Origin of the sequence: uncultured Aliiroseovarius sp., from assembly GCF_947497285.1 — a bacterium.
In the GTDB taxonomy this organism is placed as follows: domain Bacteria; phylum Pseudomonadota; class Alphaproteobacteria; order Rhodobacterales; family Rhodobacteraceae; genus Aliiroseovarius.
Genome location: NZ_CANMFT010000004.1, coordinates 396,801 through 422,561 on the forward strand (window position 1 = coordinate 396,801; position 25,761 = coordinate 422,561).

The window sequence follows — 25,761 nt, forward strand, 5'->3', positions numbered from 1 at the left end:
GCTTCTTTGAACTTATACGCGGCTTGGCTTAGGCAGCCAGAGCAGCTTGTGCTTTTTCAACGATCGCACCGAATGCATCGGGCTCGTGCACGGCCAGATCGGCCAGAACCTTACGGTCCACTTCGACGCCAGCCAAGTTCAGGCCGTTGATAAAACGCGAGTATGTCAGTGTCTCATCATGCGAACGCACGGCTGCGTTGATCCGCTGGATCCACAGCGCACGGAAGTTGCGCTTGCGGTTCTTGCGGTCACGGGTTGCGTATTGGTTCGCCTTGTCGACGGCTTGGCGCGCGACCTTGAAGGTATTCTTGCGGCGGCCGTAATAGCCTTTCGCGGCTTTGACGACTTTCTTGTGACGGGCGTGAGTTGTGGTTCCACCTTTAACGCGGGACATATCAGTATCTCCTCTTAACGATCGTAGGGCATGAAGCCCTTGACGATCTTGGCGTCGGGGGCGGACAGGGTCGTGGTTCCGCGCGAATTGCGCAGGAATTTGTTAGAGCGTTTGATCATGCCGTGGCGTTTGCCGGCTTGACCTGCCAGGACTTTACCTGTCGCTGTCACCTTGAAGCGCTTCTTGGCGCTTGATTTGGTCTTCATCTTGGGCATTTCCGTCTCCTTCATGGGTTCGGTTTCCGCACGACTCGGCATGCCACTTGAGCCGGTCGCGCATGAAGTCGGGCGTATATGAGGAATCGAACAGGCTGGCAAGAGGAAACTGCCCGCGATCGCGAACAGCCCGTCAGGCCGAGAAAAAGCGAAGCGCGCGTTGGACGACAGAGTTGAACACGCCGGGTATGCCTTCGATGTCATAGCCGGTCGGTTTCTGTGTGATCGCGATCGCAATCAACCCGCCACCGATCAGCAATAGAATCGCCGGAATACGCGGCGCGCGGCCTTCACGTAACGCGGCCAAAAACGATGGCACCGAAAGAACAAGCACCACTAAACCAATTACTAAAAACGTGTCTTCTCGCATCGCTACCTCGTTCAAACACCTTTGTCTGGTGCGGTAGCATAACTTTATTCCTGATCTGCGGCAAAAATAAGTCGTTCGTCGCATGGGGCGACACGAAGGATATTCGTCGTCCCGGGCACATTGAACGGCACGCCTGCGGTTACGACAATCTGATCCTCAGCTGTGGCGAAACCAGCACTGCGGGCGGCACGGGCGGCCGAGACCACGGCCGCTTTGAACCGCTCAACCTCGCCTGATGTCACAAAACAGTTTGTCCCCCAGGACAGGCACAAACGCCGCGCGGTTCCCCGCAGCGGGGTCAGGGCGATGATTGGCACCCGCGGGCGTTCGCGCGATGTCAAAAGCGCGGTGGTGCCGGATTGGGTGAAACAGCAGATTGCCTTGATGTCCGTCGTTTCCGCGATTTCGCGGGCAGCGGCAACGATACCATCAGCAACGCCATTGCGGCTGGCAACGCGGGCCGCATCGACTTGCTCCAGATATGTCGCGTCATGTTCGACTTCGATGGCAACGGCATTCATCGTAGAGACAGCCTCGATCGGGTATTGCCCGGCGGCGCTTTCAGCCGACAACATTACCGCATCGGCGCCGTCATAAATGGCGTTGGCCACATCCGACACCTCGGCCCGCGTGGGCATTGGGCTTTCGATCATGCTTTCCAACATCTGTGTGGCAACGATAACTGGTTTCCCTGCCCTGCGGCAGGCATGGATCAGGCGTTTCTGAATGGGCGGCACGGCATAGACTGGCAGCTCCACACCAAGGTCGCCGCGCGCCACCATGACACCATCCGAAACCTCAAGAATAGCGTCGAACGCATGCACGGCAGACGGTTTTTCAATCTTTGACAGGATCGCAGCGCGCCCATTGGCCAGTTCGCGGGCTTCTTCCACATCCTCGGGGCGCTGCACGAAGCTGAGCGCCAACCAGTCGACACCCAGCTGGCAGGCAAACTCCAAATCTGCGCGGTCTTTCTTGGAAAGCGCGGCCAGAGGCAACACAACATCGGGCACATTCACGCCCTTGCGATCCGAAATGGTGCCGCCGACTTCGACCAGGCAATTCGCAAAATCCGGTCCGCAATCCTTAACCTTCATGCGCAACTTGCCGTCATTCACCAGCAACGTAGAGCCCGGCTTCAGTGCTGCGAAAATCTCGGGGTGGGGCAGGCAAACGCGATGGCCTTCACCGGCTGTTTCGTCCAGATCGAACCGAAAATCCTGACCTTCTTCGATATCAGCGGCGCCAGCGGCAAATACACCGCAGCGCAGTTTCGGCCCCTGCAGATCGGCCAGGATCGCGATTGGACGCTCCATATCCTTTTCGACCCGCCGGATCAGCGCGTGACGTTCGCGTTGTTCGTCCTGCGTGCCGTGGGACATGTTCATCCGAAAGACGTCCGCGCCCGCCTCGAACAAGGCCCGAATCGTATCATAGTCATCGGAGGCTGGTCCAAGTGTAGCGACGATTTTTACGTTGCGGTTACGTCTCACAGCGCGCGGCTCCTCTTATTTTTTCGTTGTTTCGGGCTTGTTTGCTCTATGCCCGAAAATGTTAGCGCTGACAACTGGCGTTCCCCAATCGCCTCGCATAAACGGGACTGGCACAGTTAATCAACAAGACCATGACATACCAACCTTATTACATCATCGGCAAAGACCGTCCATCACGCTGGCTGATTACCTGCGACCACGCCGCCAATACAGTGCCGCCTTGTGTCGGCGGCGGGGATCTGGGCATTGCTGAAGAAGATTTGGCCCGCCACATTGCCTATGATGTGGGCGCGGCCGGTGTCACACGGCATTTGTCTCAGCTTCTGGATGCTCCGGCAATTCTGTCGAACTTTTCGCGACTGGTGATCGACCCGAACCGCGGCGAAGATGACCCGACCCTGATCATGAGGCTCTATGACGGAACCGTGGTGCCAGCCAATCGTGGCGTTGATGAAACCGAACGCGCCCGCCGTCTGGATGTCTGCTATCGCCCCTATCACGACGCTCTCGCCGAAATGGCTGCCCGACAAGACCACACGGTGATCGTCGCGATGCACTCCTATACACCGCAACTGAAGGGGCGCGAGCTTCGCCCGTGGCACATTGCCGTGCTGCATGACCGCGACAGTCGGCTTGCCACGCCGTTGATCCAACGGCTGCGGGACGAACCCGACCTTTGCGTGGGCGAGAACGAGCCTTATGGCGGGCACTTGGACGGAGACAGTATCGACCGGCATGCGGTCCAGACCGGTCGCGTCAATGTCCTGATCGAGATACGGAACGACCTGATCCAAACCGAGGCGCAACAACGCGACTGGGCCGAACGGCTGGCCCCGGCTCTGATGGAAACGCTCGCCAAAACCGGGCTGTGATGCCCGGGCTGTTTTGGCGTGACGGCATTTGATCGATCCTTGGCTCAGCAACCGTCGCACGCTACCACATGTCACCTAGCAAAGGACAACACCATGGATAACCAGACCCGTATCGAGATCGAAGCCGCCGCCTTTCGCCGCCTGCAAAAGCACCTGATGGAGGACCGTCAGGACGTGCAGAATATCGACATGATGAACCTTGCGGGGTTTTGCCGGAACTGCCTGAGCCGCTGGTATCAGGAAGCGGCCAACGAACGCGGCATCGACATGACCAAGGACGAAGGTCGCGAGGCCTATTACGGTATGCCGTATGACGACTGGAAGGCTCTGCATCAAGCCGATGCCAGCGCCGAGAAACAGGCCGCCTTTGACGTTGCCTTTCGCGAGAATGTTTTGAACGAAAAGGACTAACCTCGCTGCGCCACCCGGCCCGGATCTGCGCCCTTTTCAAGCCTGTCGGTCGGTGCCATGTTGCAACTATGAACCGACAAGAAAGGGCCCGTCATGCGCCCCTCAGATCAACTTGCCGAATTTACGCGCGACGCGCTTGCCACCGGTAAAAGCCGTCAAGACATTCGCGATGCACTGTCTCAAGCTGGCTGGGCCCCGAACGAGGTCGCCGAAGCACTGGACGCTTGGGCAGATAGCGACTTTCCGACGCCTGTTCCACGCCCACGCCCCTATGTTTCGGCGCGCGAAGCCTTTTTTATGGCATTCTGTTCGTGGCGCTTGCGATGACAGCATGGCACCTTGTGGCGCTGCTGCACAGTTTGATCGACCACTGGGTGCACGACCCGCTTGATGCTGACCAAGGGCGCTATGCGCTAAGTTCCACACGGTGGTCCATCGCCGCGTTGATCGTGTTCACACCGACATTCCTGATCTTGAACCGGCGTGTGGTGCGAGCCACCAAGGCGGATCCCGGCAAGCGTCGGTCAGGCGTACGCAAATGGTTTGGCTATGTGACGCTGTTCCTTGCCTCCCTTTCGCTTCTGGGCGACCTGATGGCAGTGATCTATGCGCTGCTGAGCGGTGACCTATCGGTTCGCTTTATCCTAAAGGCTTTGGTCGTGGCCGGCGTCGCCGGAGCAATCTTTTTCTATTTCCGGCAAGAAGATGACGGGCGATCAGATGCAGCGTGACACACTTGCCCCCTTGGTGATTGGCGGCTTGGTCGCTGCAGCCATCGCTGCGGGTCTTTGGGTGACTGGTGGCCCCACATCCGCCCGCGCCGAAAAGCGTGACCTTTCTCGGCTTGAAGATTTGCGGCGCCTGTCTGAATTCATCAATTGCGTCGCTCAGGAAACCAAGGAAGTCCCCGAAATGCTTGCCCCCATGGACAGCTGTGGCACGGATCAGCCGTTTCTGGACCGGACCTCCAACGCGCATTACCGGTTCGAGAAGCTCTCTGACAAATCCTTCCGGCTGTGTGCAGATTTCGAGCGGCCCGATCTGGTCGCTGATTATGACATTGCCGATGGCAGTTTGGACCGTGCAAGTGGTTGCATCAGGATGAATTTGCGCTAGCGATCAGCCATGGGCAGACCGCGTTGACTGTGGGATGCCCCTTCGGGTCAAACGGCTTTCTTGAGGCTTTCATCCAGATAGATTTCGCGCAGGCGCAATGCGACCTTGCCCGGCGTGCCGTCACCCAGCGCTTTCCCGTCAACCTCGACAACCGGCATCACGAAAGCCGACGCAGAGGTAAAGAATGCCTCGTCCGCGTTCTGTGCTTCTTCGATCGTGAAACTGCGTTCTTCGATCTCCATCTGCGCCTCTTCGGCAAAGCGCAGAACGGCCGCACGCGTAATTCCGTGCAGAATATCCTTGGACAAGGCGCGGGTGATGATCTTGCCGTCTTTCACGATATAGACGTTGTTCGACGTGCCTTCGGTCACGTAGCCATCTTCGACCAGCCACGCATCATCTGCCCCTGCCGCCTTGGCCATCATTTTTCCCATCGACGGGTAAAGCAGCTGCACCGTCTTTATGTCGCGCCGGCCCCAGCGGATATCCTCGATCGAAATCACCTTCGCGGGGTTCACGGTCGATGCCAGTCCCGGCTTGGACTGCGTGAACAGCACGATGGTGGGTTTCACCTCGGCAGGATCTGGGAAGACGAAATCACGATCAGCCGCTGCCCCGCGCGAGATCTGCAGATAAACCAGACCTTCGTCGATCCCGTTCAGACGCACCAATTCGCGGTGCACAGCCAACAGCTCGTCCTTGGATATCGGGTTGTCCATCCCAAGCTCGCCCAGCGACCGCGCCAAGCGTACGGCATGACCGTCAAAGTCGATCAACTTGCCGCCAAGAACGCTGGTGACCTCGTAGACGGCATCAGCAAACAGGAACCCACGGTCGAAGATCGAAACACTGGCCTCGGTTTCAGGCAGATAATCTCCGTTTACGTATACGGTGCGGGTCATGGGTGTCTCCTTATCCCCAGAGTGCGGCCTTGGGCGGATGCACCCCGGCGGCGTCGAATTCAAGCGGTTCGTCACGGTCTTCGGCCAGAAGAAGCGGTCCGTCAAGGTCTGTCACCAACGCGCCTTGGGCCACCAGTGTCGCCGGCGCCATGGCAAGGCTTGACCCGACCATGCACCCGACCATGACCTTGTAGCCTTCGGCAAGAGCTTGATCGCGCAAGGCCAGCGCCTCGGTCAGACCACCAGTCTTGTCGAGTTTGATGTTCACCACATCGTATTTGCCTTTCAGGCCCGGCAGGCTGGCACGATCATGGCAGCTTTCATCGGCACAGACGGGAACGGGGCGGTCCATGCCGATCAAGGCATCATCTTCACCGGCTGGCAGCGGCTGTTCGACCAGTTGCACACCAAGGCGCACCAGATGCGGCGCAAGGTCGGCATAGACCCCAGCGGTCCAGCCCTCATTGGCGTCGACAATGATACGGGACTTGGGCGCACCGGCGCGCACAGCCTCAAGCCGTGCCATGTCATCTGGCGTTCCAAGCTTGATCTTCAGCAGCGGGCGATGCGCATGCTTGGCCGCCTGAGCCTGCATCGTGGCTGGATCGGCAAGCGATAGGGTGTAGGCGGTGATTTCGGGTCGAGGGGCTGCAAGACCTGCCAGATCCCACACTCGTTTCCCGGCCCGCTTCGCTTCAATATCCCACAGCGCGCAATCAACGGCATTGCGCGCTGCCCCGGCGGGCAAAAGATCATAGAGGTCTTGGCGGGTGAGATTGGAGGGTAGCCCCTCGATCTCAGCCCGCACGCTCTCCAGCGTTTCATCATAGCGCGCATAGGGAACACATTCGCCCCACCCCTGCTGACCCCCATCCGAAATGCGGACTGTCAGCACCCTCGCCTCGGTCCGCGACCCGCGCGAGATCGTAAAGACCTCGGCCAGTCTGAAAACATCGGCCGTTACGGAAATATCCACGCGATCACCCCTTTCCGGTTCTGCAACTACCAGACCAAGCGAGGCTATCGCGACCCCGGATCTGGCTGCATAACTCTATATCGCGGCCAACGCATCCACCAGCCGCCCTGCGCCCTGACGGAAGGGATCAACAGTTGGCAAGCCCATACGCGCCTCTGTTTCTGCCAGATAGGCCATCGCCTCATCATCGCTCATGTGCTGGGTATTGACCGAGATGCCGATGACCTGACAGTCCGGGTTGGCAACCCGTGCAAGCGCCAGCGCCGTGTCACGAAGCGTTTCCAGCGACGGGAGCTGATACCCCGGCAGACCCCGCATATGGGAGCGGGTCGGCTCGTGGCTCAGGATCAGGGCATCGGGCTGTCCGCCGTGGATCAATGCCATTGTCACGCCGGAATAAGATACGTGGAACAGGCTGCCTTGGCCTTCAATCAAATCCCAGTGGTCGGCGTCATTGTCAGGCGAGATATATTCGACCGATCCCGCCATGAAATCGGCAACGACCGCATCCAAAGGAACGCCATCGCCGGTGATCAGAATACCCGTCTGTCCGGTCGCCCGGAACGTCGCCTTCATGCCACGTTTCTGCATTTCAGCATCCATTGCCAGCGCCGTATACATCTTGCCAACGGAACAATCGGTGCCCACTGCAAGGCAACGCTTGCCCGAGCGCTTCTCGCCATTGGCAATAGGGTAGTCCACTTCTGGCACGCGCACATCATGCAAATCGCGCCCGCAGGCTTCTGCGACGGCGACCAGGTCGGGTTCGTTGCTCAGCAAATTGTGCAGACCCGAGGCAAGATCGAACCCCTCCTCCAACGCCATCACAAGCACCTTCTTCCAGGCTTGCGAGATGACGCCGCCGCGGTTGGCCACGCCGATCACAAGCGTTTTGGCGCCCGCGGCTTTGGCGTCAGCCAATGTCATGTCCGTCAAGCCAAGGTCGGCCTTGCAGCCCTCCATCCGGTATTGGCCCACCGCGTTTTCGGGGCGCCAATCCTTGATGCCTTGCGCAACTTTCGCGGCAAGTTGGTCGGGCGCATCGCCCAGAAACAGAAGATATGGTGTCTTGATCATGCTCGCGTCCCCTTTGCTGAATTCTATGGGATAATTCCCGAAACATCCGCGTAATTTGTTGCGATTTCACCGCAATGTACTTTCAGTTTCGAATTTTTGCCCGTGGATAATTTGAATTATAGAATTTTCTTCGGTGGCTTCTTCAGGCCAAGCAAGAATCCCAACACCCAGACGCTGCCCTGCGGCATTTTTCTGCGAGAGCAAAACGCGCTTGCGGTTGGGTTGGTAATTTAATAACGATCATCATCAGAAAATCGCAACTTCATTACCGAAAGGCCCGCCATGTCCTTCCGCATCCAACCAGCCGCCCCCGCCCGTCCAAACCGTTGCCAGTTGTTTGGACCGGGGTCGAACATCAAGCTGTTCCCAAAGATGGCAGCCTCAGCCGCAGATGTGATCAACCTTGATCTGGAAGACAGCGTTGCACCGTCCGACAAGGACGCGGCCCGTGCCAATATCATCGAAGCCCTGAACACAATTGATTGGGGCACAAAGTATATGTCTGTTCGCATCAACGGACTGGACACGCCCTATTGGTATCGCGACGTGGTGGACCTGCTGGAACAGGCGGGGGACCGTCTGGACCAGATCATGATCCCGAAAGTGGGGTGTGCCGAAGATGTCTATGCCGTCGATGCGCTGGTCACGGCGATTGAAGCCGCAAAGGGACGTAAAAAACCGGTTTCTTTCGAGGTAATCATCGAATCCGCTGCCGGCATCGCGCATGTCGAAGCCATCGCCGCATCGTCCCCGCGCCTACAAGCGATGAGCCTGGGTGCGGCTGATTTTGCGGCCTCGATGGGGATGCAAACCACTGGGATTGGCGGCACGCAGGAGAACTACTACATGCTGCGTGATGGCGAAAAACACTGGTCCGACCCGTGGCACTGGGCGCAAGCCGCTATCGTCGCCGCCTGCCGCACCCATGGGGTGTTGCCGGTTGATGGGCCATTTGGCGACTTCTCGGATGACGACGGCTATATCGCGCAAGCCAAACGCTCTGCCACGCTGGGCATGGTCGGCAAATGGGCGATCCACCCCAAACAGATCGCTCTGGCCAACGACGTGTTTACCCCTTCAGATGAAGCCGTGGCTGAGGCGCGCGAAATCCTTGCCGCGATGGAGCAGGCCAAGGCCAACGGCGAAGGTGCGACGGTCTACAAGGGTCGCCTTGTCGATATCGCTTCGATCAAGCAGGCCGAGGTGATCGTGGCGCAGTCTGAACTGATCGCGAACGGTTAAGCCCGCCCAAAGAAAAATTCGGGAAAGCCCCGCCAACGCGGGGCTTTTTTCTTTGGGCCAACCTGTCGCAGGGCAACTGGTCGCATGGGGATGCACGAATTTCCAAATATACTCCAGATGGGCCGTGACGAAGTCCGAAAAGGGGACGCATCCCTTTGATGAGAGTGAAACGATGAAACCATTATTTCTTGCCACAGCCCTGACCTTGGGCCTGTCTGGCGCAGCCATGGCGCAAATGCAGCCCTCGAACCCTGCTGAAACCGGCTTGTCGCGCCCGGTGATCCAACTGACCGGGTTCTTGGCCAAAAGCATGGACGAGCTGGAACTTGACGACGCCCAGCGCGCGGATGTGAAAAACTGGGTCGAAACGATGCCCGCACAACGCAAAGCGTTGGAGGGTGAAACCGTCAGCTTGCGCGCCGCTTTGCGCAAAGCGATTGTTGACGGCGCCCCGACAGACGAACGCCAAGCCATCGCAGACAAGATCGGCGCGAATGAAGTCAAGCTGGTGATGATGCGGTCGGCTTGCGTCGATCACTGGCGCGCGGTGTTGTCCGAAGCGCAGTTTGCACAGCTTTTGAAGATTGCTGGCGTTTCCTGACTGATCAGATGGGCGGGCGACCAACATCGCCCGTCCAACATGCCTGCCCCAGTTGCAATGCCGCGCTGCAAGCGGCATATAGCTAGGGACGAAACGTAATCAGGCAGAGCCATGACCAACTATCTTGAGTTCGAAAAACCGCTGGCAGAAATCGAAGGCAAAGCCGAAGAATTACGCGCTCTTGCCCGCGCCAACGAAGAGATGGATGTCGAAGGCGAGGCCGCAGGTCTGGATGCCAAAGCCGCAAAGCTTTTGACCGAGCTTTACGCCGACTTGTCACCGTGGCGCAAATGTCAGGTCGCCCGTCACCCGGATCGCCCGCACTGCAAGGATTACATCGAAGCCCTGTTTACCGAATACACACCGCTGGCAGGCGACCGGAACTTTGCCGATGATCACGCCGTAATGGGCGGGCTTGCGCGGCTTGGCGACATCCCTGTCGTGGTGATGGGGCAGGAAAAGGGTAACGACACCAAATCGCGGATTGAACGCAACTTTGGCATGGCGCGCCCGGAAGGATATCGCAAAGTGATCCGTCTGATGGATTTGGCCGACCGCTTTGGCCTGCCCATCGTCATGCTGGTCGACACCCCCGGCGCCTATCCCGGCAAAGGGGCCGAAGAACGCGGCCAATCCGAGGCCATCGCCCGCTCAACCGAACGCAGCCTGAGCGTGAAGTCCCCGGTCATTTCAGTGATCATCGGTGAAGGTGGGTCTGGCGGCGCGGTCGCTCTGGCCACCGCAAACACGGTGATGATGCTGGAACATTCGATCTATTCGGTCATCAGTCCGGAAGGCTGTGCCTCGATCCTGTGGAAAGACGCCGAAAAGATGCGCGAAGCCGCTGAGGCGCTGCGCCTGACGGCACAAGACCTGAAGCAGTTGGGCGTGATCGACCAGATCATTCCCGAACCCAAAGGGGGGGCGCAACGCGGGCGCAGCGAAGCCATCGCCGCTGTCGGCAAGGCCATTGAAGCCGAACTGAAGGTCCTGAAGAAACGGCAAAAAGGCGACGCGCTTATGAAAGAGCGGCGCGAGAAATTCCTGAAAATGGGCGAAAAAGGATTGGCAGCCTAAGCGGGCGCAGAAGGAAGACCCCTTGGACTGGAAAGCATTTCTTGCCGAAATCGAAGGCAACACCAATCATCTTGCCAAAGATATTCCCGCAACGATGAAGGGTTTTGCCCAGATGGCCGCTGCCGCCAAGACCGACGGTGCCCTAAGCGAGAAAACCAAAGAATTCATCGCACTTGGCATCGCCATCTCGACCCGCTGCGACAGTTGTATCGGTTTTCATGTGCGCTCACTGGTGCGGCTTGGCGCGACGCTTGACGAATTGAACGAAGCTCTGGCGATGGCGTCCTATATGGGCGGCGGCCCGTCGATCGCCTATAGCGCCAAAGCGCGCGAGGCGTTTGAGCAGTTCAGCGCAGGCTAAGGCACCCGCGCGTGTCATTACCACATGGTCGACTTGGCTCTATCTGGCCATTCTTTGTCATAGGCTTCGCCGCCAAATTCCCCGGCACTCATTTCTTTCAGCATATCTCCAATACTAGGAAGATCGCTGCTTTCATCACCAGCGGTCCAAAGCTGTGACCGCATGACCGCTTTTGCACATTGAACATAAATCTCGTTTATTCGGATCACGGTAACTGTTTGGGGTTGTTTGTCCCCTTTTATGAACCGCGCGCGCAAAGCTTCGTCCGCGGTCAGTCGGGCTTCTCCATTTACCCGCACCACATTCGTTGATCCCGGTACCATGAACATAACTGATACACGGGGGTCACGAACGATATTGCGCAGGCTGTCAATGCGATTGTTCCCACGCCAATCCGGAAGGGCCAGTGTCTGCGGGTCAAGGATAGCGACCACGGGGCCGTCATCACCCCGTGGGGTGCCATCAGTGCCTTCGGGTCCAACCGTAGACAGTACGCAGAAACGAGATGCCTCGATCCATTTGCGATAGGTTGGCGTCAGGTGATCTGCGACCTTGATCAACGATCCTTTGCTCGGGGCACCATAGAGCGCTTCAAGGCCCTCGACCGAGTTTAGATAGTCCATCATAGCTCCACCTTCAGCCCCGCCTCTTGCATCAGCGCGTTTGAGCCGGTTTCGACGACATCCTCAAGGCGTTCCATGAACTCGGCCAGTTCCAGGCCCGGCTCGATGCGCGGGTGAAACTCGACAACCGCGAGTCCCGGATAGCGCATGATGCCATGCCGTTTCCAGAACACCCCAACATTGGTCGATGCGGGCACACAGGGCTGGCCCGTTTCGCGATACAGCACCCCGGTTCCAACCTTATAGGGCTTCTTGGCCCCCGCCGCGACGCGTGTGCCTTGTGGGAAAATCACCAACTGCCCGGGTGTGGGGCTAGAGCGGACGGCCTCAACCATCTGTTTGATCGCCTGCCCGCGTTTGCCACGATCAACGGGAACGCTGTTGGTATAATTGGCGTAAATCCCGATCACCGGCGCCCACATAAGCTGCTTTTTCAGAATGTATTTTGGCGCAGGCAGGGCGCTTGCAATCAGGATGATGTCAAAGAAGCTTTGATGCTTGGCACCAATGATCACCTCGTCCGTTGGCGGCTCGCCCCGGATTTCCGAGCTTAGCCCGATCATCCACGACGCGGTCCAACGCACCCAATGGCAATAGCTGTGAATGGCAACCATCGCATATTTCTTGTTGAACCAGATCAGCGGGACAAAACCAAACCCGATGATCCCCAACATGACATACATCTGGATAATGAAGGCAACCGAGCGAAGCCATTGAATAACGTGACGCATCAGCGTTTCTCCTGCAGGACCGTCTTTGCGGCTTGGCCAGTGGCAAGAAAGGCGACCAGCGCGGCAAGCGGCGGAATGGCCAGCGGCCAAAGCCACTGCCAGCCTTTGAAGCCCAAACCCGTCAGAAAGCTCGCCTGATCTCCCGCTGGCGGCAAAAGAAACACGGCAAGTGAGCCCAGCAGCGTGCCGACAATCGCCCCGCTGAGGGCACGCAGCGTATAGCGACGCACAAAGGCACGGGCGATGTAATTGTCACGCGCACCGACAAGGCGCAGCACCCGGATAACCTGTTCATTGGCAGACAGGGCGGCCGAGGCTGCCAGCGTAATCACGACAGCCGCCAATGCCGCGATCAACACGATAGCGACAAATCCCAGTTGCCGAAGGCGGTTCGCTGCGCGCACAAGCGGTTCGCGCCACCGCGCATGATCGTCCAGCACGGCACCCGGCGCCTCGCCAGCCAGCCGGGCTTTCAACCCCTCTGCGTCAATTCCCTCTTCGTCCTCGATCACCTCGACCAGGCGGGGGATCGGAAGCTGGTCAAGCGGCAGGTCGGGTCCGAACCACGGCTCCAGCAAAGCGCGCTGTTCGTCTTGGCTGAGTGGACGGGCCTCTTTGACGCCCGGTGTTGTTGCCAACACTTCGGTCACGGCAAGCACTTGAGCGTCCATCTGATCTGCTGGCGCACTGATGCGAATGGTCGAGCTTTTGGCAAGCGCTTCCCCCCAGCGATCCGCCAGTCGACCCGTGGCCAGCGACAACGCGAGCGCGAAAACCGCAAGAAACGCCATCGAGGCCGCCGCAAACACCGTCAGGCGCGCGGTGTATCCCGTGGGCGGCACGACGCGATCGGCTTGGGCATCCCCTGCCACGAAATGCAACAACTTGGACAGGCGCGCATTCATAGGTCGGCCCCCGCATGCTGGACGGTTTTGTTGGCGATGCGCAACACCCGTGCCTGCACCTGTGCCTTGGCGGACCGGATCAGGTTCATGTCATGGGTGGCGATCAAGATTGTCTTGCCCATACGGTTAAGCTCCACAAGTAATTTGAGCAACCGCAGCGACATGTCCCAATCCACGTTTCCCGTCGGTTCGTCCGCCAGTATCACGTCGGGCGACATAATAACGGCACGGGCCAAGGCTGCGCGCTGACGTTCGCCCCCCGACAATTCGGGCGGCTTGGCGGCACGTTGCCGTGACAGGCCGACCCACGCCAGCAAGTCTTCAAGCTCGGACTCATCGGACAGGCTGCGACCGGAGACCGTAAGCGGCAATGCGACGTTTTCTGCCACGTCCAAGTGATCAAGAAACTGACAATCCTGATGCACCACGCCAATGCGGCGGCGCACCTGCGCCACGTCATCGCGGGTCAATTGCCGTGCGTCCCGCTCAAACAGGGTCACACGCCCCTTTGAGGCAATCAATTCGCCATAGCAAAGCTTCATCAAAGTAGTTTTACCGGCCCCTGACGGCCCGGTGAGAAAATGAAACGACCCCGGCGCAAGTTTCAGGGAAATTTCGGACAAGAGCGTGCCTGCTCCATACCCGTAGGACACTTGTTCCAGCTCGATCACACACTGTCCTCTCGGTTGCTTGGCGACAGTTTTGCCTCAGCTAAGCAATTGTTTCAATGCAGAGCTTGCAAAGGTTTGATTTTCGCAGTGAAACTGCCATATTAGGGTCGAAATGGCAGGTAAAGCCTTGGGTTAACCCGAGGGATTGAGGATAAGAATGCGTCTGGTTTGCCCGAATTGCGGCGCCCAATACGAAGTAGATGACCGCGTCATGCCCGAAAACGGGCGGGACGTACAATGTTCAAATTGCGGCCATGCTTGGTTCCAACAGCCGCCGCAATCGGTGGAGGACAGTGCCGTTGCGGCACAGCCACCACAGAAAGATGACGACGCAGACAGCGACACGCTTGCCGATGATATTGGTGCGCTTGTTGGTGAAGACGGCTATGACGCGTCCTTCGATCTTGACCAAGATGACGAAGAAATCGCCGACGAGGTGGCTGAGGACGACCTGCCCGACGCCGATGTTTCCGACCCTGATGTGTCCGACGCTGATGTGTCCGACGCTGAATTGCCCACCGCGGACCTTCCCAAGACAGACCTGCCTGTGCGTGAGCTGGATGAAAATGTCCGCACCATCTTGCAAGAAGAAGCAGATCTCGAGCTGCAGGCACGGCACGCCGAACAGGACAATCTTGAAACCCAGTCCGACCTGGGATTGGACGACGCCCCCGCAACAGACGATGATGGCGTTAAGTCCCGTATCGCGCGTCTGCGCGGCTATGACGACGAGATAGATCAACCAGTCATCGCCGATGATCTGAAGGGGCGCGATGTTCTTCCCGACATAGAAGAAATCAATTCGACGCTGGATGCCCGGGAAACAGATCCGGGAAATCTAAGCCCGGATGATCCCATGCTGGAAACCAGCAAAACCGGTGGCTTCCGGCGCGGGTTTGTGTCCGCGGTCGTCATCTTCTGCCTTTTGGCGGTGCTGTATATCTTCGCCCCCGCCATGGCTGAACGGTTCCCGGCAGCGCAACCTGCCCTTGATCAATATACTGCCGTGGCCGACAAAGTGCGCCTTGGTCTGGAAGAATTGATGCGCTCTGCGATTGGGAAGATGCAGGGGCTGATCGATAAGCCGGACAACGGCTAACATCACCAACTGACCTTCTGGAAGCGCGCCCGCTTCGCTGAAACAGGCGCGTGCATTGCGCTTGTCCGTCAGGCCTGGAAGAAGCCGTTGGGGAATCCCCGCCTGAGCAAGGGCTGCGGTCTGCTACCTCTGCAAATCTGTTGCTATGGAGTGAGCGTCAGTTCAGTATTCTTCGGGCCTACCTCAGGACCCAGAAAGACTGGAAGACAATGGCCGACCGATCCAAAACTCTTATCGAGATTTGCCATCAAGCAGGGCATCTGGCTGCCCGGTATTTTGGTGAACAGGACAAACTTGTTATCGACCACAAGGGGCACCAGGATTTCGTGTCCCAAGCTGATCGGAATGTAGAACTGTTGACGCGGGACTTGTTGCTTAAAGCCTTTCCCGACGATGCGATCGTAGGGGAGGAACACGCGCCAAGCGAAGGCACGTCGGGGTTTACGTGGGTCATTGATCCGATTGACGGCACCACCAACTTCGTCAATGGCATACCGGCTTGGACCGTGGTGGTCGCTGGTGTCCAAGATGGTGCCACGCAAATCGGCGTCATCCATGATCCCTGCAATGCAGAGACGTTTGTCGCGGTGCGCGGGGGTGGCGCGACATTAAACGGCGCGCCTTTGCAGCTGCAAGATATCCGCCCGTTGTCGCAGGGCACGGTGGGCGTCGGCTATTCCAACCGTGTTGATGATCGTGGCATATTGAGGTTGGTTTCAGGCTTGATCGACGACGGAGCGATGTTCTACCGAAACGCGTCGGGCGCACTTTCGCTCGCCTATGTCGCGGCGGGGCGGCTTTTGGGATACTCAGAAGAACACATGAACGCATGGGACTGCCTTGCGGGCCAACTTATCGTCGCCGAAGCAGGTGGACGGGTCGAGCAGCAAGATGCAGATGCAATGATCCGCGACGGGGGGCGCGTCGTTGTTGGCACATCGGCCGTGTTCGATCGACTTTTGGAGATTTCTGAAACCGCTTTCCAAAAAAGCCCTTAAGCTTCAGGCAACAAAACGGGCCCTTTGTGGGTGAAGCCGACTGTTACGTCCGACCCGATCTCAAGCGGGGCGTCGACGTCGTCTTGCACGCCAAACATCGTGCCGAAGCTCGCTTCAAGTGTGTATTCCATACGAACACCAACATATGTCGCCTTTGCGATACGCGCGCTGAAGCCATTTTCAGCACCGATGACCAACCGCGACGGTCGCACCGCAAGCTTCGCGGGACCAACAAGAAGACCGCGGGCGGGCAACACATGTCGGTAGCCCTCTATCGAAATTGTCGCGGTGTCGTTTTCCACACTGTCAATCATGCAGGGCACGATGTTCGCCTCGCCGATGAAATCCGCGACGAACTGGTCAACGGGCGCGTCATACAATTCGCGCGGCGACCCGATCTGAGCAATCGCTGCGTTGCGCATGACGACAATTTCGTCCGAAACGGCAAGCGCCTCTTCCTGATCATGGGTGACATAAACCACGGTCAGGCCAAGGTCTTTCTGAATGGCGCGAATATCCTCGCGCACCTGACGGCGCAGCTTTGCGTCCAGATTGGACAGGGGTTCGTCGAACAGCAAAACCTGCGGCTCCAGCACCAAGGCGCGCGCAACGGCAACGCGTTGCTGTTGGCCACCAGACAGCTCGCTGGGCAAGCGATTGTCGAACCCCTTGAGGCCGACCAGCTCAAGCCCCGCTACCGCGCGTTCACGTGTTTCTGTCTTGGAAAACCCCGAAAATGTCAGGCCGTAAGAGACGTTTTCAAGAACGCTCATATGCGGGAATAGCGCGTAGGATTGAAACACCATCGACACGTCACGGTCGGTGGCGGGCAAGGTGGTGACATCACGGTCGCCGATCAAGATGCGCCCTTCGGTTGCCATTTCCAGCCCCGCGATCATCCGCAATGTTGTGGTCTTGCCGCAACCAGACGGCCCCAGCAGAGTGACCAGTTTGCCGGTTTCAACCGACAGGTTGATATTGTCGACGGCCACCACATCGCGCCCAAAGCGCTTTGTGACACCCTCGAACCGGACGGGGGCGGCTTTGCCGGTGATCAGTTTCTCGTTCATGTCTACTCTCCCGCGCCGAATTGCGTGCGGCGTCCTATTTTGGTGCGACCCACAAGAATTTGGAGCAATCCGACCGCCGCCAGCATCACCACGATCAGCGTGGTCGAATATGCGATGGCAAGGCCGTAGTCGTTATTTTCAACTCGTCCGATGATATAGCTGGTTGCCATGTCGTATTCCGCAGACACCAAGAAGATCACCGCCGAAATCGCCGTCATCGCGCGCACAAAACTATAAACCAAAGCGGCCAAGATCGCGGGTCGCAACAAGGGCAGGATCACACGCCGGAAGGTCTGCCAGGAATTTGCGCCCAGCGTCAGCGAAGATTCGTCGAGCGATTTATCGAGCTGGCTCATCGACGCGATCCCGGCGCGCACGCCAACCGGCATGTTGCGGAAAATGAAGCTGATGATCAGGATAATGCCTGTGCCCGTAATCTCGATCGGGGGGACGTTGAAGGCCAGAATATAGCTGACACCAATCACTGTGCCGGGGATGGCGAAGCTGAGCATTGTGCCGAATTCAAACGCATTCTTTCCGGCGAAAGTCTGGCGGGTCAGAAGGTAGGCGGTGATCAGCCCGACAATCGCGGTAAGAGGCGCGGCAGCGGCAGCGATGTAGATCGTCGTCCAAAAGCTGTCCCAAGCAGCACCGGTCCAACGGATACCGCTCTCCTCTATCCGCACAGAAAACGCGGTGATGTAGTGCTTGAAGGTCAGCGAATTATTGACGCCCCACAGTTCAACCACGCTGCCATACAGGATCATGCCATAGACGATAATGGTGAACATGCCCCAAACGCCTGCGGCAATGAAAACCGGCACGGCCAGTCCATTGGGCATCAACGGGTGAACACCTGCGTCCCCTTTGCCAGAGACGGTGGTGTAGCTTTTTTTCCCCAGCCACATGCGCTGCGCGTAAAACGCGGACAACGTGAAGAACAATAGCACCATTGCCAATACCGCTGCGCGGCCTTGGTCATATTGCGCGCCAACGATGGCGAAGAAAATCTCGGTCGACAGCACGTCGAAATTGCCACCAAGCACCAGTGGATTGCCGAAATCCGCCATGCTTTCAATAAAGCCTAGCAGGAACGCATTCGCCAATCCGGGCCGCATGAGAGGCAATGATACTGTGCGAAAGGTCTGCCAGCGGTTTGCGCGAAGCGTCTGCGCGGCTTCTTCCATGGAAGGCGAGACACCTTCGACCACCCCAATCAGGACGAGGAACGCAATCGGTGTGAACGCCAAAGTTTGTGCGATCAACACGCCCGGCATGCCGTAGAGCCAGCGCGTTGGTTGAATCCCGAACAGCTCGGCAAAGAACTGGGTGACCGACCCTGACAGGCCGAACAGAAGGATCAGCGCCAGACCGATCACGAAAGGTGGTGTGATGATTGGCAGCACGGTCAGGGCGCGCAGCGCGCGTTTGTAGCGAAAGCCAGACCGTGTCACGACCAGCGCAAAGACCAGCCCCAGAACCGTCGTCAGAACACCGACAAGGATCGCCAGAAACAGCGAGTTCCATGCCGCGCCACACCGTCCACCGGCAAAGCATCCCAGCCCCCAAAGCCGGTCGTCGAAGAATTTAGAGGCGAACACGGCGGCGGAGTATCCGCCCTCTTCCGTGATGAATGCGGCCAGTAGCATTTTAGCGATGGGGAAAAAAACAAAGGTGGTCACGATGACAATCACGCCGCCAATGGCGCTGACTACGAAGACATCGCCGTTGATTGCGCCGCGCGCGGCAATGCCTTGAGTGAACAGGAAAAGAAAGGCAGACGCGACGATCAACGCGCCATAGCCCATACCATATTGTCGGTCATCAAGGTCGCCAAACAGGGCGGTCAACCAGTCAAATGTATAGCCGCGAATGCCGATGCCAAAGCCCTGCGCGATCAGCCAGCCAAAGCCGACGGCCCCCGCAAGGATCAACACAATCGCGTAAAGTGGATCACTTTTCTTGCGCCGAACGACAAGAAATGGTGCCGCCAATGGCAACAGAAGCGGCGCCAACCACAGCTTTTCGCCTTGCCCAATCAGAAACGCCGCTGGCGCGAAATCTTCGTCAAATGGATAGCCGTCAACCAGCCATTTGAACGACAGGAACCCATCTTCAACCCCATACCAAGGCAGAAGCAAAAACCCGACCCACCCGGCAATGATCCAGAAGATCAGCGCCGGATGGGCGGTCGATTCATTTAAGTCTCCGCGCAACGTTTATTGCGGCAACGTCGAGACGTCTTCGTCCCATTTTTGCAGCAAACGCTTACGTTCATCCGATGACCCGTATTTCTTGAAATCATAGTCAATCAACGTGATCGAAGACATATCGGGTGCCGATGGCGACGTTTCTGACCCTTTATTCGAGGGCACTTGGAAAGCATTCACCTCAAGCGCGAGGTTTTGCGCTTCTGGTGTCAACGCCCAGTCATAAAACTTCTGCGCCTCTTCTATGTTGCGTGCGCCTTCGATGATCGACATCGAGCCGATTTCGTAGCCCGTGCCCTCGCACGGCGCGACAACCTTGATCGGGAAGCCTGATACTGCCTGCTTCACGGCGTCATGCATAAAGACGATGCCGATCGTGTTTTCACCACGCCCAGCGGCCTTGATCGGGGCAGAGCCAGATTTGGTGTATTGGTTGATGTTGGCGTGAAGACCTTTCATGAATTCAAAGCCCTCATCCTCGCCCAAAAGCTGCACCATGGACGCCAGCGTCGTGTAGGCCGTGCCCGATGAGTTTGGGTTCGCCATTTGAACATGGCCCTTGTATTCCGGCTTCAATAGATCCTTCCAGCAGGTAGGCTCTGGCAGATTGTTCGCCGCCAAAAGGTCGGTGTTGTATCCATAGCCAAGCGCGCCAGAGTAGATGCCAATGGTCTTGTTGTCCGCACCTTCGGCCTGGCTGATTGCCCAGGCGTGAAGCTGGTCGCGCATCGGTGACATGTAAGCTGCGGTCAGGTTTTCTTCCGCCGCTTGCAGATGCGGATCACCGGTGCCGCCCCACCAGACATCGCCCTTGGGGTTCGCGGATTCCGCTTTGATTTGGGCAAACGTTTCGCCCGATGATTTGCGGGTCATGTTGACATCAATGCCCGTCGCATCTTCAAAACTCCGCGCCATAAGCTGGCACCAGTCCTCCTGTGCCGAACAATACAATGTCAGCTTGTCGGCTTGAGCGGCCGACATGCTTGCCGTCATTGCAACAACAGACGTCAAAGCAAGTGTCTTAAATTTCTTCATGGTCGTCCTCCCTTGCATCACCCTTTTGGGCGATATTTTCTTTTACCCAGACGCTTGGTGCGCTTCTTGTTGGGAATGGTCCCGATCTTTTTTTGCTCGGTTGGGACTCAGCAGATCAGTCCAGCCTAGCGCGTTTACAAAATTTTGGAAGTAAATCGATCACCGCTGGGATCGGTTGCAGAAAAACGAAACCTATCCATCTTGCTGAAAATCGCACAAGTATGAAGGGGCGAATGCCATCTGGGTGAAATGGGGTGTACCTGAAATGATCCACGCAACGTTGCATACAAAGGAGGGCGAAAGCGCCACAACATCAGCGACGTGGCAGCAAGACATTTTGCAACGCGGATACACCGCCTTCATTTTCGATTGCGACGGAACACTGGTCGAGAGCGCTGACGTTCACTTCACAGCTTTTCATGAAGCGGCCAAGGATCAAAACTGCAACCTTGAGCGGGATTGGTATTTCGCACGCACCGGTCTGGATCGGCTGACACTCTTTCGGGAGTTTGCAAATGATACCGCGAATGATTTTGATATTGAGGCCGCGGTTGCGCGTAGCATTTCCCTGTTCACAGAAATGAGCGATCGCGTTTTGCCGATTGTCGAGACAGAACGCCTCGCCAAAAAACTCTGCCGCGATTTCCCCCTTGCGGTCGGCACGAATGCGGAAAGGAGCGTCGCTGAGGCCTCTCTCACCGCAACGCACATGCTGGAATGTTTCGACCATGTCGTCTCAATATCAGACGGGTTCAAACCCAAACCGTCGCCAGAAATCTTCAAAAAGGCAGCACAGTTGCTGGGTGCGCCGCGACTCCAGACCTTGGTCATCGAGGACTCCAAGCAGGGTGTCCACGCTGCACTGAACGCAGGCTTAGACGTTATTGAGATCAAGGAAATTCGGGCGCCGTAAACTCGACGCAAAATGGGGTCTCCCAAAAACGCAAAAGAGTGGTGATAGGAAATGGCGTCGCGTCCACTAAGTCGATAGGTTTCATGAAACTGGCGGACGGGGAGAGGAAGAGATTGCCTCAGATGTAAGTATGTCGTTCGATCTAAAGCGAAAGAGGAGGAACAATGGGACAGCGGCTGGAAAGACTGTGCCTGACCTTGCTGGGCGCCGGACTGGTCGTGCTGATGCTCGCGATTGTATTGCAGGTGATCTGCAGCGCGCTGGACGTTAATCCGGTGCTGTCATTCGCACATGCCCATGCCTTTGTCGGAGACGCGATAACGCTGAACTCGCTCTTGGACCTGCAATGGCATTTGCTGGTGATCTGCGGGCTTCTTCCCGCGGGCTTGGTGTGGATAACCAACCGCCATGTGCGGGTGGATTTTTTGTATGAGGGCCGAAGTGACAAGACGAAGGCACGGATCAACCTTCTGGGCAATCTTCTTTTTGCTGCGCCGTTCCTTGCGCTGGCGTTACCTGCCTCTTGGGCATTCATGCAGCGCGCGTGGCGTTCGGGTGAAGCGTCCAGCAACGGCGGGCTGAACGATCTTTGGTTGATCAAGGCCGTTTTGCCCCTTGGGCTTGGTCTTCTGACCTTTGCCATTGTTGTCGAAACAATCCGCATCCTGCGGCACGTGCGATGAGCGAAGCCTTCCTTCCCTTGGCTATGGCCGCGCTGACGCTGACAGGGATCATCGCGGGTTATCGAGTGGGCATGGTGCTTGCCGGATCGGCGGCGCTGTTCATACTGGCCTCGGACCTGCCCACAGCCTTCTTCAATCTGCTGATCAGCCGCATCTATGCGAATGTGCTGTCAAACTGGCTTTTGGTCGCGATTCCGATGTTCATTTTCATGGGGCTGATCCTTGAGACCTCTGGCGTGGCAGAACGCAGTTTGCGCGCGGCACAACGGGCGCTTGGCGGAAGTGCGGCGGGTATGGGGTTTTCGGTTCTGGTGATTGGGCTCTTGCTGGCGGCGTCCTCGGGAATCGTCGGCGCATCGGTTGTTTTGCTGGCGCTATTGGCCCTGCCCAGACTGGAAGAGGCGGGCTATGACAAGGCCACGTCGGCGGGGCTGGTCGCCTCGTCCGGCACACTTGCCATTCTGATCCCGCCTTCGGTCATGCTGATCGTGCTGGGTGATCAACTGCAGACGCCTGTGCCGGACATGTTTGCCGGGGCCATTGGGCCGGGGCTTCTGCTCGTCGTCGCCTATGGCGCGTATGTCATCTGGCAGGCACGCGGGTTGCCACCACTCGCGCGCAACGAGACGGTGTCCCTGCCAAACCTGCTCTTTGACCTTGGCCCGCTTCTGGCGCTCGTTGTGTCGGTTTTGGGGAGCATCATCGCAGGGATTGCCACACCAACCGAAGCCAGCGGACTGGGCGCTTTTGGCGCGCTTGTGATCACGTTTCTCTACGGTAAATTCAGCCTCTCGATGTTGATGAATGCCGCACGCCAGACAGTGGTCACGACGTCGCTGGTCCTGTTCGTCATGATCGGCGCGACGTGTTTTTCGGCCGTGTTCAAGGGCATTGGCGGAGATGATTTGGTCGAAACCGGCATCCTGGCCTTCGGGACCGATCCGTTCACCGTTCTGACCGTCGTGATGATTGCCATCTTTCTTTTGGGCTTTGTGCTGGACTGGCTAGAGATTACCCTGATCCTGTTGCCGATCTTTGCGCCCATTATCGCGGGGCTTGATTTCGGGAATGGGCTGGCGGGCAATGATGTTCTGATTTGGTTCGGTATCCTTGTGGCGGTGAACCTGCAAACCTCGTTCTTGACCCCGCCTTTCGGATTTTCGTTGTTTTATCTACGTGGGGCGGCAGGTGACCGACTGACGACTTCACAAATTTATCGTGGCGTCATGCCCTTCATTGCTTTGCAGTTGTTGGTTTTGGCGCTGCTGATCTTGTTTCCCGGATTGATCACCGGGTTCACATCATGACTGGGAGGAACCTCATGAAAAAGACACTCTTCGCAACAGCGCTCGCCACCATGACGGCCACCGGCGCACTGGCCGACAGCTTCACATTGCAAAGCGCGTTTACGGGCCTGCCGGTGCTGGACCCAACGGCAAAACGGTTTGTCGAAAACGTCGCGACCCTGACCAGTGGTGAGGTTGAATTTGACTACCTGCTGGCAGGTGAGCTTTCACCGCCGGGTGAGATTTTCGACAATGTAAGCGTCGGCGCCATCGACGCGGCTTGGTCTTTTGCGGCTTATGCTGCAGGCAAAGAACCAGCGGCTGCGCTGTTCGGCTCGGTCCCCTTTGGTGGGGATCCACTGTCCTATGTGGGCTGGCTTCACCACGGCGGAGGGCTGGAGCTGTGGCAAGAGCTGTATGCGCCGCATAATCTGGTTCCGATGGCTTGCGGCGTGATCCTGTCTGAAGCAGGCGGGTGGTACACGAAAGAGATCAACAGCCCCGAAGACCTGCAAGGTCTGAACATCCGCATCGGCGGATTGGGTGGCGCGATCCTTGGCGAACTTGGGGCCAATGCCATGAGCCTGCCTGTGGGCGAGATCTCAACCTCTCTGGAAACCGGACGCCTTGACGCAACCGAGCTGAGCTTCCCGCTTGTCGACAAACTTTTGGGCTTCGACAAGGTGGCCAAGCACTACTATTTCCCCGGCTGGCACCAGCCCGCAGGCTTCATCGAATTCTACATGAACAAAGACAAATGGGATGGGCTGACTGACGCACAGCGGACCGCAATCAAGGTATCCTGTGCTGATGCCAACCTTTACGCATTGGGGGCCGCAGCGGGTGCACAAAGCGCCGTACTTGAGGAATTTCGCGCCAAAGACGTTGACGTGAAACGCTTTCCCGACAGCGTGATGGATGCCCTGCGTGCGGCGGCTGACAAGGTCTATGCCGACTGGTCTGCCAAAGATCCAACCTTCAAGAAGGTGATCGAAAGCTATCGCGCCTATGCTAAGTCCTACAACGAATATCAGGCACTTACCGATCTGAACTGACACCATTGGCTTCTGTGGCGGACCCTCGCCGCAGAAGCCAAAACCCGGGCCGTATACCCGTGGCCAAAACAATCCTTTCCAGAGCGAACAAAAAAATACGTTTCTGGCCGTCGCCTTGCTGCGTTGTGGTATCCCACAAGCAGTAGAAGACTTCGCCATTGGGCCGTTCATCGCGGCGCCGGACGTTGAAGATTCCGCAGTCACCGTTTTTCTAAGTTGATCCCGGCTCGATGTCGGCGGTCTTGGCCTCTGCGGCTGTGATCCAATCTCGGACGGTCTGAGCAATGAACCCCGCACCGTTGTCTGACCTGACATAGGCAGAAACACCTTCCCCTCTTTGATCCATCATCTCCCGACCATAAGGGCGGACTACATCACTGGGGGAGGATCACTGTTTCACCTCACTGCTCACCCGTCGACAAGATACGTGAACGGGTCAGGAAATGTGTTGTCCGTCCATTGTCCAAGCTGAACCCGGCACCGCTTCCAGGACCAGCGTCCAGGATCATTTGCGAGTTCTTCCAAAGGTCGGCAATTGACGGAGAGGCCCATATCCCAGCGTTATCTGCATCGCCGAGTTTAACGTCATTCGAACCGATCATGACATCGCTTTCACGGAAACACATAGGCCCGGTCCCATCGCAGCACCCGGCTGAGATCTTGAAAACAACCTCACCATGCTCGGCGCGCAACTCTGCCAGAAGCGCAAGCGCCGCTTCCGTCACAACGACCTTCTCTGACTTGTCCGGCATAGCATTCTCTCCTCTTCGCTACATAGCGTATTGTGGAAGCAAGCAGAACTGAATGCGACTAAAGTCCAAGGCTCCTTGCGGTCACACATATGTGCGACCACTATGGATTGTGCAGAAAGGATGGTCGCACAAGACGTGCGAAGTCACTCGGATATCGTGGCGTTATCCCGGGTCGTGATGCTGCCGAGATAGGCAAGAATGAAGTCCTGAACTGTGCGATCTTCTATGCCGACATGGCGCATCTTCGTGCCCGGAATGAAGCCATCATTGTCCTCCATCCAGGCGCGGAGCGCTGCTGGTGTCCAAACGATGCCCGAAGCTTCCAAACTGGTTGAGTAGTCGTAGTCCTGAATAACACCCGCACCGCGCCCGACGATGTTTTCAAGCGGCGGCCCATAGCTAGGACCCGTAGCATCCGGCGCATGACATTTGCGGCATTCCGAATTGTATAGTTTTTCTCCGGCTTCGACCTTGATCTTCTCGAAGGTGGAGTCTGCTGCGGCCGGTGAAGCCACGACTGCAAGGCAAACGATGCTGAAAGTGCGGGCGAGATGTTTCATTGGTACCTCCGATTTGATGCCCGATGATAGAATGCGGCCGAGAGGCTCCATTTGACGCAGGTC

31 protein-coding genes and 1 pseudogene are annotated in these 25,761 nt (G+C 57.5%); 15 read left to right on the forward strand and 17 right to left on the reverse strand.

What is annotated here, in order from left to right:
• Positions 1-28: 28 nt before the first annotated feature.
• The 4 genes from rplT to pyk all read right to left on the reverse strand — a co-directional run bounded on the left by rplT (position 29) and on the right by pyk (position 2,472).
• The gene (rplT, locus tag Q0864_RS09825) at positions 29-394 is read right to left on the reverse strand and encodes a 50S ribosomal protein L20 (RefSeq protein WP_298568694.1); all 366 of its coding nucleotides are present in this window, start codon (positions 392-394) and stop codon (positions 29-31) included.
• A 14-nt stretch (positions 395-408) separates the two neighbouring features.
• Positions 409-609: a 50S ribosomal protein L35 gene (gene rpmI / locus Q0864_RS09830; protein ID WP_298568697.1), complete on the reverse strand. Its 201-nt coding sequence runs from the start codon at positions 607-609 to the stop codon at positions 409-411.
• 133 nt (positions 610-742) lie between these two features.
• Positions 743-979 (reverse strand): hypothetical protein, encoded by a 237-nt coding sequence (locus Q0864_RS09835; RefSeq protein WP_298568699.1) that lies wholly within the window; start codon positions 977-979, stop codon positions 743-745.
• A gap of 44 nt (positions 980-1,023) precedes the next feature.
• Positions 1,024-2,472 carry a pyruvate kinase gene (gene pyk / locus Q0864_RS09840; RefSeq protein ID WP_298568702.1) on the reverse strand — a complete coding sequence of 483 codons (1,449 nt, stop codon included), beginning with the start codon at positions 2,470-2,472 and terminating at the stop codon, positions 1,024-1,026.
• 131 nt (positions 2,473-2,603) lie between these two features.
• Between pyk and Q0864_RS09845 the strand changes: the two genes are divergently transcribed.
• The 5 genes from Q0864_RS09845 to Q0864_RS09865 all read left to right on the forward strand — a co-directional run bounded on the left by Q0864_RS09845 (position 2,604) and on the right by Q0864_RS09865 (position 4,871).
• Complete coding sequence (locus Q0864_RS09845; RefSeq protein WP_298568705.1) at positions 2,604-3,344, forward strand: N-formylglutamate amidohydrolase; 741 nt, start codon at positions 2,604-2,606, stop codon at positions 3,342-3,344.
• A gap of 93 nt (positions 3,345-3,437) precedes the next feature.
• Entirely contained in the window at positions 3,438-3,755 is a 318-nt protein-coding gene (locus tag Q0864_RS09850; RefSeq protein ID WP_298568708.1) for a DUF1244 domain-containing protein, read from the forward strand.
• A 93-nt stretch (positions 3,756-3,848) separates the two neighbouring features.
• On the forward strand, positions 3,849-4,082 hold the full coding sequence (locus tag Q0864_RS09855; RefSeq protein WP_298568711.1) for a hypothetical protein: 234 nt from the start codon (positions 3,849-3,851) through the stop codon (positions 4,080-4,082).
• On the forward strand, positions 4,079-4,486 hold the full coding sequence (locus Q0864_RS09860; protein WP_298568715.1) for a DUF5671 domain-containing protein: 408 nt from the start codon (positions 4,079-4,081) through the stop codon (positions 4,484-4,486). Before Q0864_RS09855 ends, Q0864_RS09860 begins: the two co-directional genes overlap by 4 nt.
• Positions 4,476-4,871, forward strand: coding sequence for a hypothetical protein (locus tag Q0864_RS09865; RefSeq protein ID WP_298568717.1), 396 nt, complete (start codon positions 4,476-4,478; stop codon positions 4,869-4,871). The genes Q0864_RS09860 and Q0864_RS09865 overlap by 11 nt, the downstream gene beginning before the upstream one ends.
• Positions 4,872-4,918: 47 nt before the next feature.
• On the opposite strand, the gene Q0864_RS09870 is transcribed toward Q0864_RS09865, so the two are convergent.
• From Q0864_RS09870 to dgcN, 3 genes are all read right to left on the reverse strand, one after another.
• A complete protein-coding gene (locus Q0864_RS09870; protein WP_298568720.1) occupies positions 4,919-5,773 on the reverse strand; it encodes a D-amino-acid transaminase in 855 nt (284 codons plus the stop codon).
• A gap of 10 nt (positions 5,774-5,783) precedes the next feature.
• Positions 5,784-6,749 carry an N-acetyl-D-Glu racemase DgcA gene (gene dgcA, locus Q0864_RS09875; protein ID WP_298568723.1) on the reverse strand — a complete coding sequence of 322 codons (966 nt, stop codon included), beginning with the start codon at positions 6,747-6,749 and terminating at the stop codon, positions 5,784-5,786.
• A 75-nt stretch (positions 6,750-6,824) separates the two neighbouring features.
• The gene (dgcN, locus tag Q0864_RS09880; RefSeq protein ID WP_298568726.1) at positions 6,825-7,826 is read right to left on the reverse strand and encodes an N-acetyltransferase DgcN; all 1,002 of its coding nucleotides are present in this window, start codon (positions 7,824-7,826) and stop codon (positions 6,825-6,827) included.
• Positions 7,827-8,108: 282 nt separating this feature from the next.
• On the opposite strand from dgcN, the gene Q0864_RS09885 reads away from it, so the two are divergent.
• The 4 genes from Q0864_RS09885 (at position 8,109) to Q0864_RS09900 (ending at position 11,107) form a co-directional block, all read left to right on the forward strand.
• Positions 8,109-9,068: an L-malyl-CoA/beta-methylmalyl-CoA lyase gene (locus Q0864_RS09885; protein ID WP_298568728.1), complete on the forward strand. Its 960-nt coding sequence runs from the start codon at positions 8,109-8,111 to the stop codon at positions 9,066-9,068.
• Positions 9,069-9,240: 172 nt separating this feature from the next.
• Complete coding sequence (locus Q0864_RS09890; protein ID WP_298568731.1) at positions 9,241-9,669, forward strand: Spy/CpxP family protein refolding chaperone; 429 nt, start codon at positions 9,241-9,243, stop codon at positions 9,667-9,669.
• Positions 9,670-9,780: 111 nt separating this feature from the next.
• Positions 9,781-10,746 (forward strand): acetyl-CoA carboxylase carboxyltransferase subunit alpha, encoded by a 966-nt coding sequence (locus tag Q0864_RS09895; protein WP_298568733.1) that lies wholly within the window; start codon positions 9,781-9,783, stop codon positions 10,744-10,746.
• A gap of 22 nt (positions 10,747-10,768) precedes the next feature.
• Positions 10,769-11,107 carry a carboxymuconolactone decarboxylase family protein gene (locus Q0864_RS09900; RefSeq protein WP_298568736.1) on the forward strand — a complete coding sequence of 113 codons (339 nt, stop codon included), beginning with the start codon at positions 10,769-10,771 and terminating at the stop codon, positions 11,105-11,107.
• Between the two features lie 17 nt (positions 11,108-11,124).
• On the opposite strand, the gene Q0864_RS09905 is transcribed toward Q0864_RS09900, so the two are convergent.
• Genes Q0864_RS09905 through Q0864_RS09920 form a run of 4 tightly spaced genes read right to left on the reverse strand, consistent with a single transcriptional unit; the run spans position 11,125 to position 14,037 of the window.
• The gene (locus Q0864_RS09905) at positions 11,125-11,730 is read right to left on the reverse strand and encodes a pyridoxamine 5'-phosphate oxidase family protein (RefSeq protein WP_298568833.1); all 606 of its coding nucleotides are present in this window, start codon (positions 11,728-11,730) and stop codon (positions 11,125-11,127) included.
• Positions 11,730-12,461 (reverse strand): lysophospholipid acyltransferase family protein, encoded by a 732-nt coding sequence (locus Q0864_RS09910; protein ID WP_298568739.1) that lies wholly within the window; start codon positions 12,459-12,461, stop codon positions 11,730-11,732. The genes Q0864_RS09905 and Q0864_RS09910 overlap by 1 nt, the downstream gene beginning before the upstream one ends.
• Positions 12,461-13,366, reverse strand: a complete 906-nt coding sequence (locus tag Q0864_RS09915) for an FtsX-like permease family protein (RefSeq protein WP_298568742.1) — start codon at positions 13,364-13,366, stop codon at positions 12,461-12,463. Before Q0864_RS09915 ends, Q0864_RS09910 begins: the two co-directional genes overlap by 1 nt.
• A complete protein-coding gene (locus Q0864_RS09920) occupies positions 13,363-14,037 on the reverse strand; it encodes an ATP-binding cassette domain-containing protein (protein ID WP_298568745.1) in 675 nt (224 codons plus the stop codon). Before Q0864_RS09920 ends, Q0864_RS09915 begins: the two co-directional genes overlap by 4 nt.
• Positions 14,038-14,194: 157 nt before the next feature.
• On the opposite strand from Q0864_RS09920, the gene Q0864_RS09925 reads away from it, so the two are divergent.
• A complete protein-coding gene (locus Q0864_RS09925) occupies positions 14,195-15,136 on the forward strand; it encodes a zinc-ribbon domain-containing protein (RefSeq protein WP_298568747.1) in 942 nt (313 codons plus the stop codon).
• A gap of 209 nt (positions 15,137-15,345) precedes the next feature.
• On the forward strand, positions 15,346-16,134 hold the full coding sequence (locus Q0864_RS09930) for an inositol monophosphatase family protein (protein WP_298568749.1): 789 nt from the start codon (positions 15,346-15,348) through the stop codon (positions 16,132-16,134).
• On the opposite strand, the gene Q0864_RS09935 is transcribed toward Q0864_RS09930, so the two are convergent.
• From Q0864_RS09935 to Q0864_RS09945, 3 genes are read right to left on the reverse strand one after another with little or no spacing between them, the layout of a single operon-like run.
• Complete coding sequence (locus tag Q0864_RS09935) at positions 16,131-17,204, reverse strand: ABC transporter ATP-binding protein (protein ID WP_298568751.1); 1,074 nt, start codon at positions 17,202-17,204, stop codon at positions 16,131-16,133. The genes Q0864_RS09930 and Q0864_RS09935 overlap by 4 nt on opposite strands.
• 2 nt (positions 17,205-17,206) lie before the next feature.
• Positions 17,207-19,420 carry an iron ABC transporter permease gene (locus tag Q0864_RS09940; RefSeq protein ID WP_298568753.1) on the reverse strand — a complete coding sequence of 738 codons (2,214 nt, stop codon included), beginning with the start codon at positions 19,418-19,420 and terminating at the stop codon, positions 17,207-17,209.
• A 3-nt stretch (positions 19,421-19,423) separates the two neighbouring features.
• Entirely contained in the window at positions 19,424-20,449 is a 1,026-nt protein-coding gene (locus tag Q0864_RS09945) for an ABC transporter substrate-binding protein (protein WP_298568755.1), read from the reverse strand.
• 265 nt (positions 20,450-20,714) lie between these two features.
• On the opposite strand from Q0864_RS09945, the gene Q0864_RS09950 reads away from it, so the two are divergent.
• From Q0864_RS09950 to Q0864_RS09965, 4 genes are all read left to right on the forward strand, one after another.
• Complete coding sequence (locus Q0864_RS09950) at positions 20,715-21,362, forward strand: HAD family phosphatase (RefSeq protein WP_298568757.1); 648 nt, start codon at positions 20,715-20,717, stop codon at positions 21,360-21,362.
• 164 nt (positions 21,363-21,526) lie between these two features.
• Positions 21,527-22,045: a TRAP transporter small permease subunit gene (locus Q0864_RS09955; protein WP_298568758.1), complete on the forward strand. Its 519-nt coding sequence runs from the start codon at positions 21,527-21,529 to the stop codon at positions 22,043-22,045.
• A complete protein-coding gene (locus Q0864_RS09960) occupies positions 22,042-23,352 on the forward strand; it encodes a TRAP transporter large permease subunit (RefSeq protein ID WP_298568760.1) in 1,311 nt (436 codons plus the stop codon). Before Q0864_RS09955 ends, Q0864_RS09960 begins: the two co-directional genes overlap by 4 nt.
• 14 nt (positions 23,353-23,366) lie before the next feature.
• Positions 23,367-24,386: a TRAP transporter substrate-binding protein gene (locus Q0864_RS09965; protein ID WP_298568762.1), complete on the forward strand. Its 1,020-nt coding sequence runs from the start codon at positions 23,367-23,369 to the stop codon at positions 24,384-24,386.
• Positions 24,387-24,522: 136 nt separating this feature from the next.
• On the opposite strand, the pseudogene Q0864_RS09970 reads toward Q0864_RS09965, so the two are convergent.
• From Q0864_RS09970 to Q0864_RS09980, 3 genes and pseudogenes are all read right to left on the reverse strand, one after another.
• Positions 24,523-24,714 (reverse strand): annotated as a pseudogene (locus tag Q0864_RS09970) (IS3 family transposase); the annotation flags it as partial.
• A 73-nt stretch (positions 24,715-24,787) separates the two neighbouring features.
• Positions 24,788-25,138 carry a DUF779 domain-containing protein gene (locus Q0864_RS09975; RefSeq protein WP_298568764.1) on the reverse strand — a complete coding sequence of 117 codons (351 nt, stop codon included), beginning with the start codon at positions 25,136-25,138 and terminating at the stop codon, positions 24,788-24,790.
• A gap of 143 nt (positions 25,139-25,281) precedes the next feature.
• Positions 25,282-25,698, reverse strand: coding sequence for a c-type cytochrome (locus Q0864_RS09980; RefSeq protein WP_298568766.1), 417 nt, complete (start codon positions 25,696-25,698; stop codon positions 25,282-25,284).
• Positions 25,699-25,761: the final 63 nt, after the last annotated feature.

Coding starts and splice junctions, on each gene's coding strand:
- rplT (WP_298568694.1), bottom strand. CDS start 394: ATGTCCCGCGTTAAAGGTGGAACCACAACTCACGCCCGTCACAAGAAA.
- rpmI (WP_298568697.1), bottom strand. CDS start 609: ATGCCCAAGATGAAGACCAAATCAAGCGCCAAGAAGCGCTTCAAGGTG.
- Q0864_RS09835 (WP_298568699.1), bottom strand. CDS start 979: ATGCGAGAAGACACGTTTTTAGTAATTGGTTTAGTGGTGCTTGTTCTT.
- Q0864_RS09845 (WP_298568705.1), top strand. CDS start 2,604: ATGACATACCAACCTTATTACATCATCGGCAAAGACCGTCCATCACGC.
- Q0864_RS09850 (WP_298568708.1), top strand. CDS start 3,438: ATGGATAACCAGACCCGTATCGAGATCGAAGCCGCCGCCTTTCGCCGC.
- Q0864_RS09855 (WP_298568711.1), top strand. CDS start 3,849: ATGCGCCCCTCAGATCAACTTGCCGAATTTACGCGCGACGCGCTTGCC.
- Q0864_RS09860 (WP_298568715.1), top strand. CDS start 4,079: ATGACAGCATGGCACCTTGTGGCGCTGCTGCACAGTTTGATCGACCAC.
- Q0864_RS09865 (WP_298568717.1), top strand. CDS start 4,476: ATGCAGCGTGACACACTTGCCCCCTTGGTGATTGGCGGCTTGGTCGCT.
- Q0864_RS09870 (WP_298568720.1), bottom strand. CDS start 5,773: ATGACCCGCACCGTATACGTAAACGGAGATTATCTGCCTGAAACCGAG.
- dgcN (WP_298568726.1), bottom strand. CDS start 7,826: ATGATCAAGACACCATATCTTCTGTTTCTGGGCGATGCGCCCGACCAA.
- Q0864_RS09885 (WP_298568728.1), top strand. CDS start 8,109: ATGTCCTTCCGCATCCAACCAGCCGCCCCCGCCCGTCCAAACCGTTGC.
- Q0864_RS09890 (WP_298568731.1), top strand. CDS start 9,241: ATGAAACCATTATTTCTTGCCACAGCCCTGACCTTGGGCCTGTCTGGC.
- Q0864_RS09895 (WP_298568733.1), top strand. CDS start 9,781: ATGACCAACTATCTTGAGTTCGAAAAACCGCTGGCAGAAATCGAAGGC.
- Q0864_RS09905 (WP_298568833.1), bottom strand. CDS start 11,730: ATGGACTATCTAAACTCGGTCGAGGGCCTTGAAGCGCTCTATGGTGCC.
- Q0864_RS09910 (WP_298568739.1), bottom strand. CDS start 12,461: ATGCGTCACGTTATTCAATGGCTTCGCTCGGTTGCCTTCATTATCCAG.
- Q0864_RS09915 (WP_298568742.1), bottom strand. CDS start 13,366: ATGAATGCGCGCCTGTCCAAGTTGTTGCATTTCGTGGCAGGGGATGCC.
- Q0864_RS09925 (WP_298568747.1), top strand. CDS start 14,195: ATGCGTCTGGTTTGCCCGAATTGCGGCGCCCAATACGAAGTAGATGAC.
- Q0864_RS09930 (WP_298568749.1), top strand. CDS start 15,346: ATGGCCGACCGATCCAAAACTCTTATCGAGATTTGCCATCAAGCAGGG.
- Q0864_RS09935 (WP_298568751.1), bottom strand. CDS start 17,204: ATGAACGAGAAACTGATCACCGGCAAAGCCGCCCCCGTCCGGTTCGAG.
- Q0864_RS09945 (WP_298568755.1), bottom strand. CDS start 20,449: ATGAAGAAATTTAAGACACTTGCTTTGACGTCTGTTGTTGCAATGACG.
- Q0864_RS09950 (WP_298568757.1), top strand. CDS start 20,715: ATGATCCACGCAACGTTGCATACAAAGGAGGGCGAAAGCGCCACAACA.
- Q0864_RS09955 (WP_298568758.1), top strand. CDS start 21,527: ATGGGACAGCGGCTGGAAAGACTGTGCCTGACCTTGCTGGGCGCCGGA.
- Q0864_RS09960 (WP_298568760.1), top strand. CDS start 22,042: ATGAGCGAAGCCTTCCTTCCCTTGGCTATGGCCGCGCTGACGCTGACA.
- Q0864_RS09965 (WP_298568762.1), top strand. CDS start 23,367: ATGAAAAAGACACTCTTCGCAACAGCGCTCGCCACCATGACGGCCACC.
- Q0864_RS09975 (WP_298568764.1), bottom strand. CDS start 25,138: ATGCCGGACAAGTCAGAGAAGGTCGTTGTGACGGAAGCGGCGCTTGCG.
- Q0864_RS09980 (WP_298568766.1), bottom strand. CDS start 25,698: ATGAAACATCTCGCCCGCACTTTCAGCATCGTTTGCCTTGCAGTCGTG.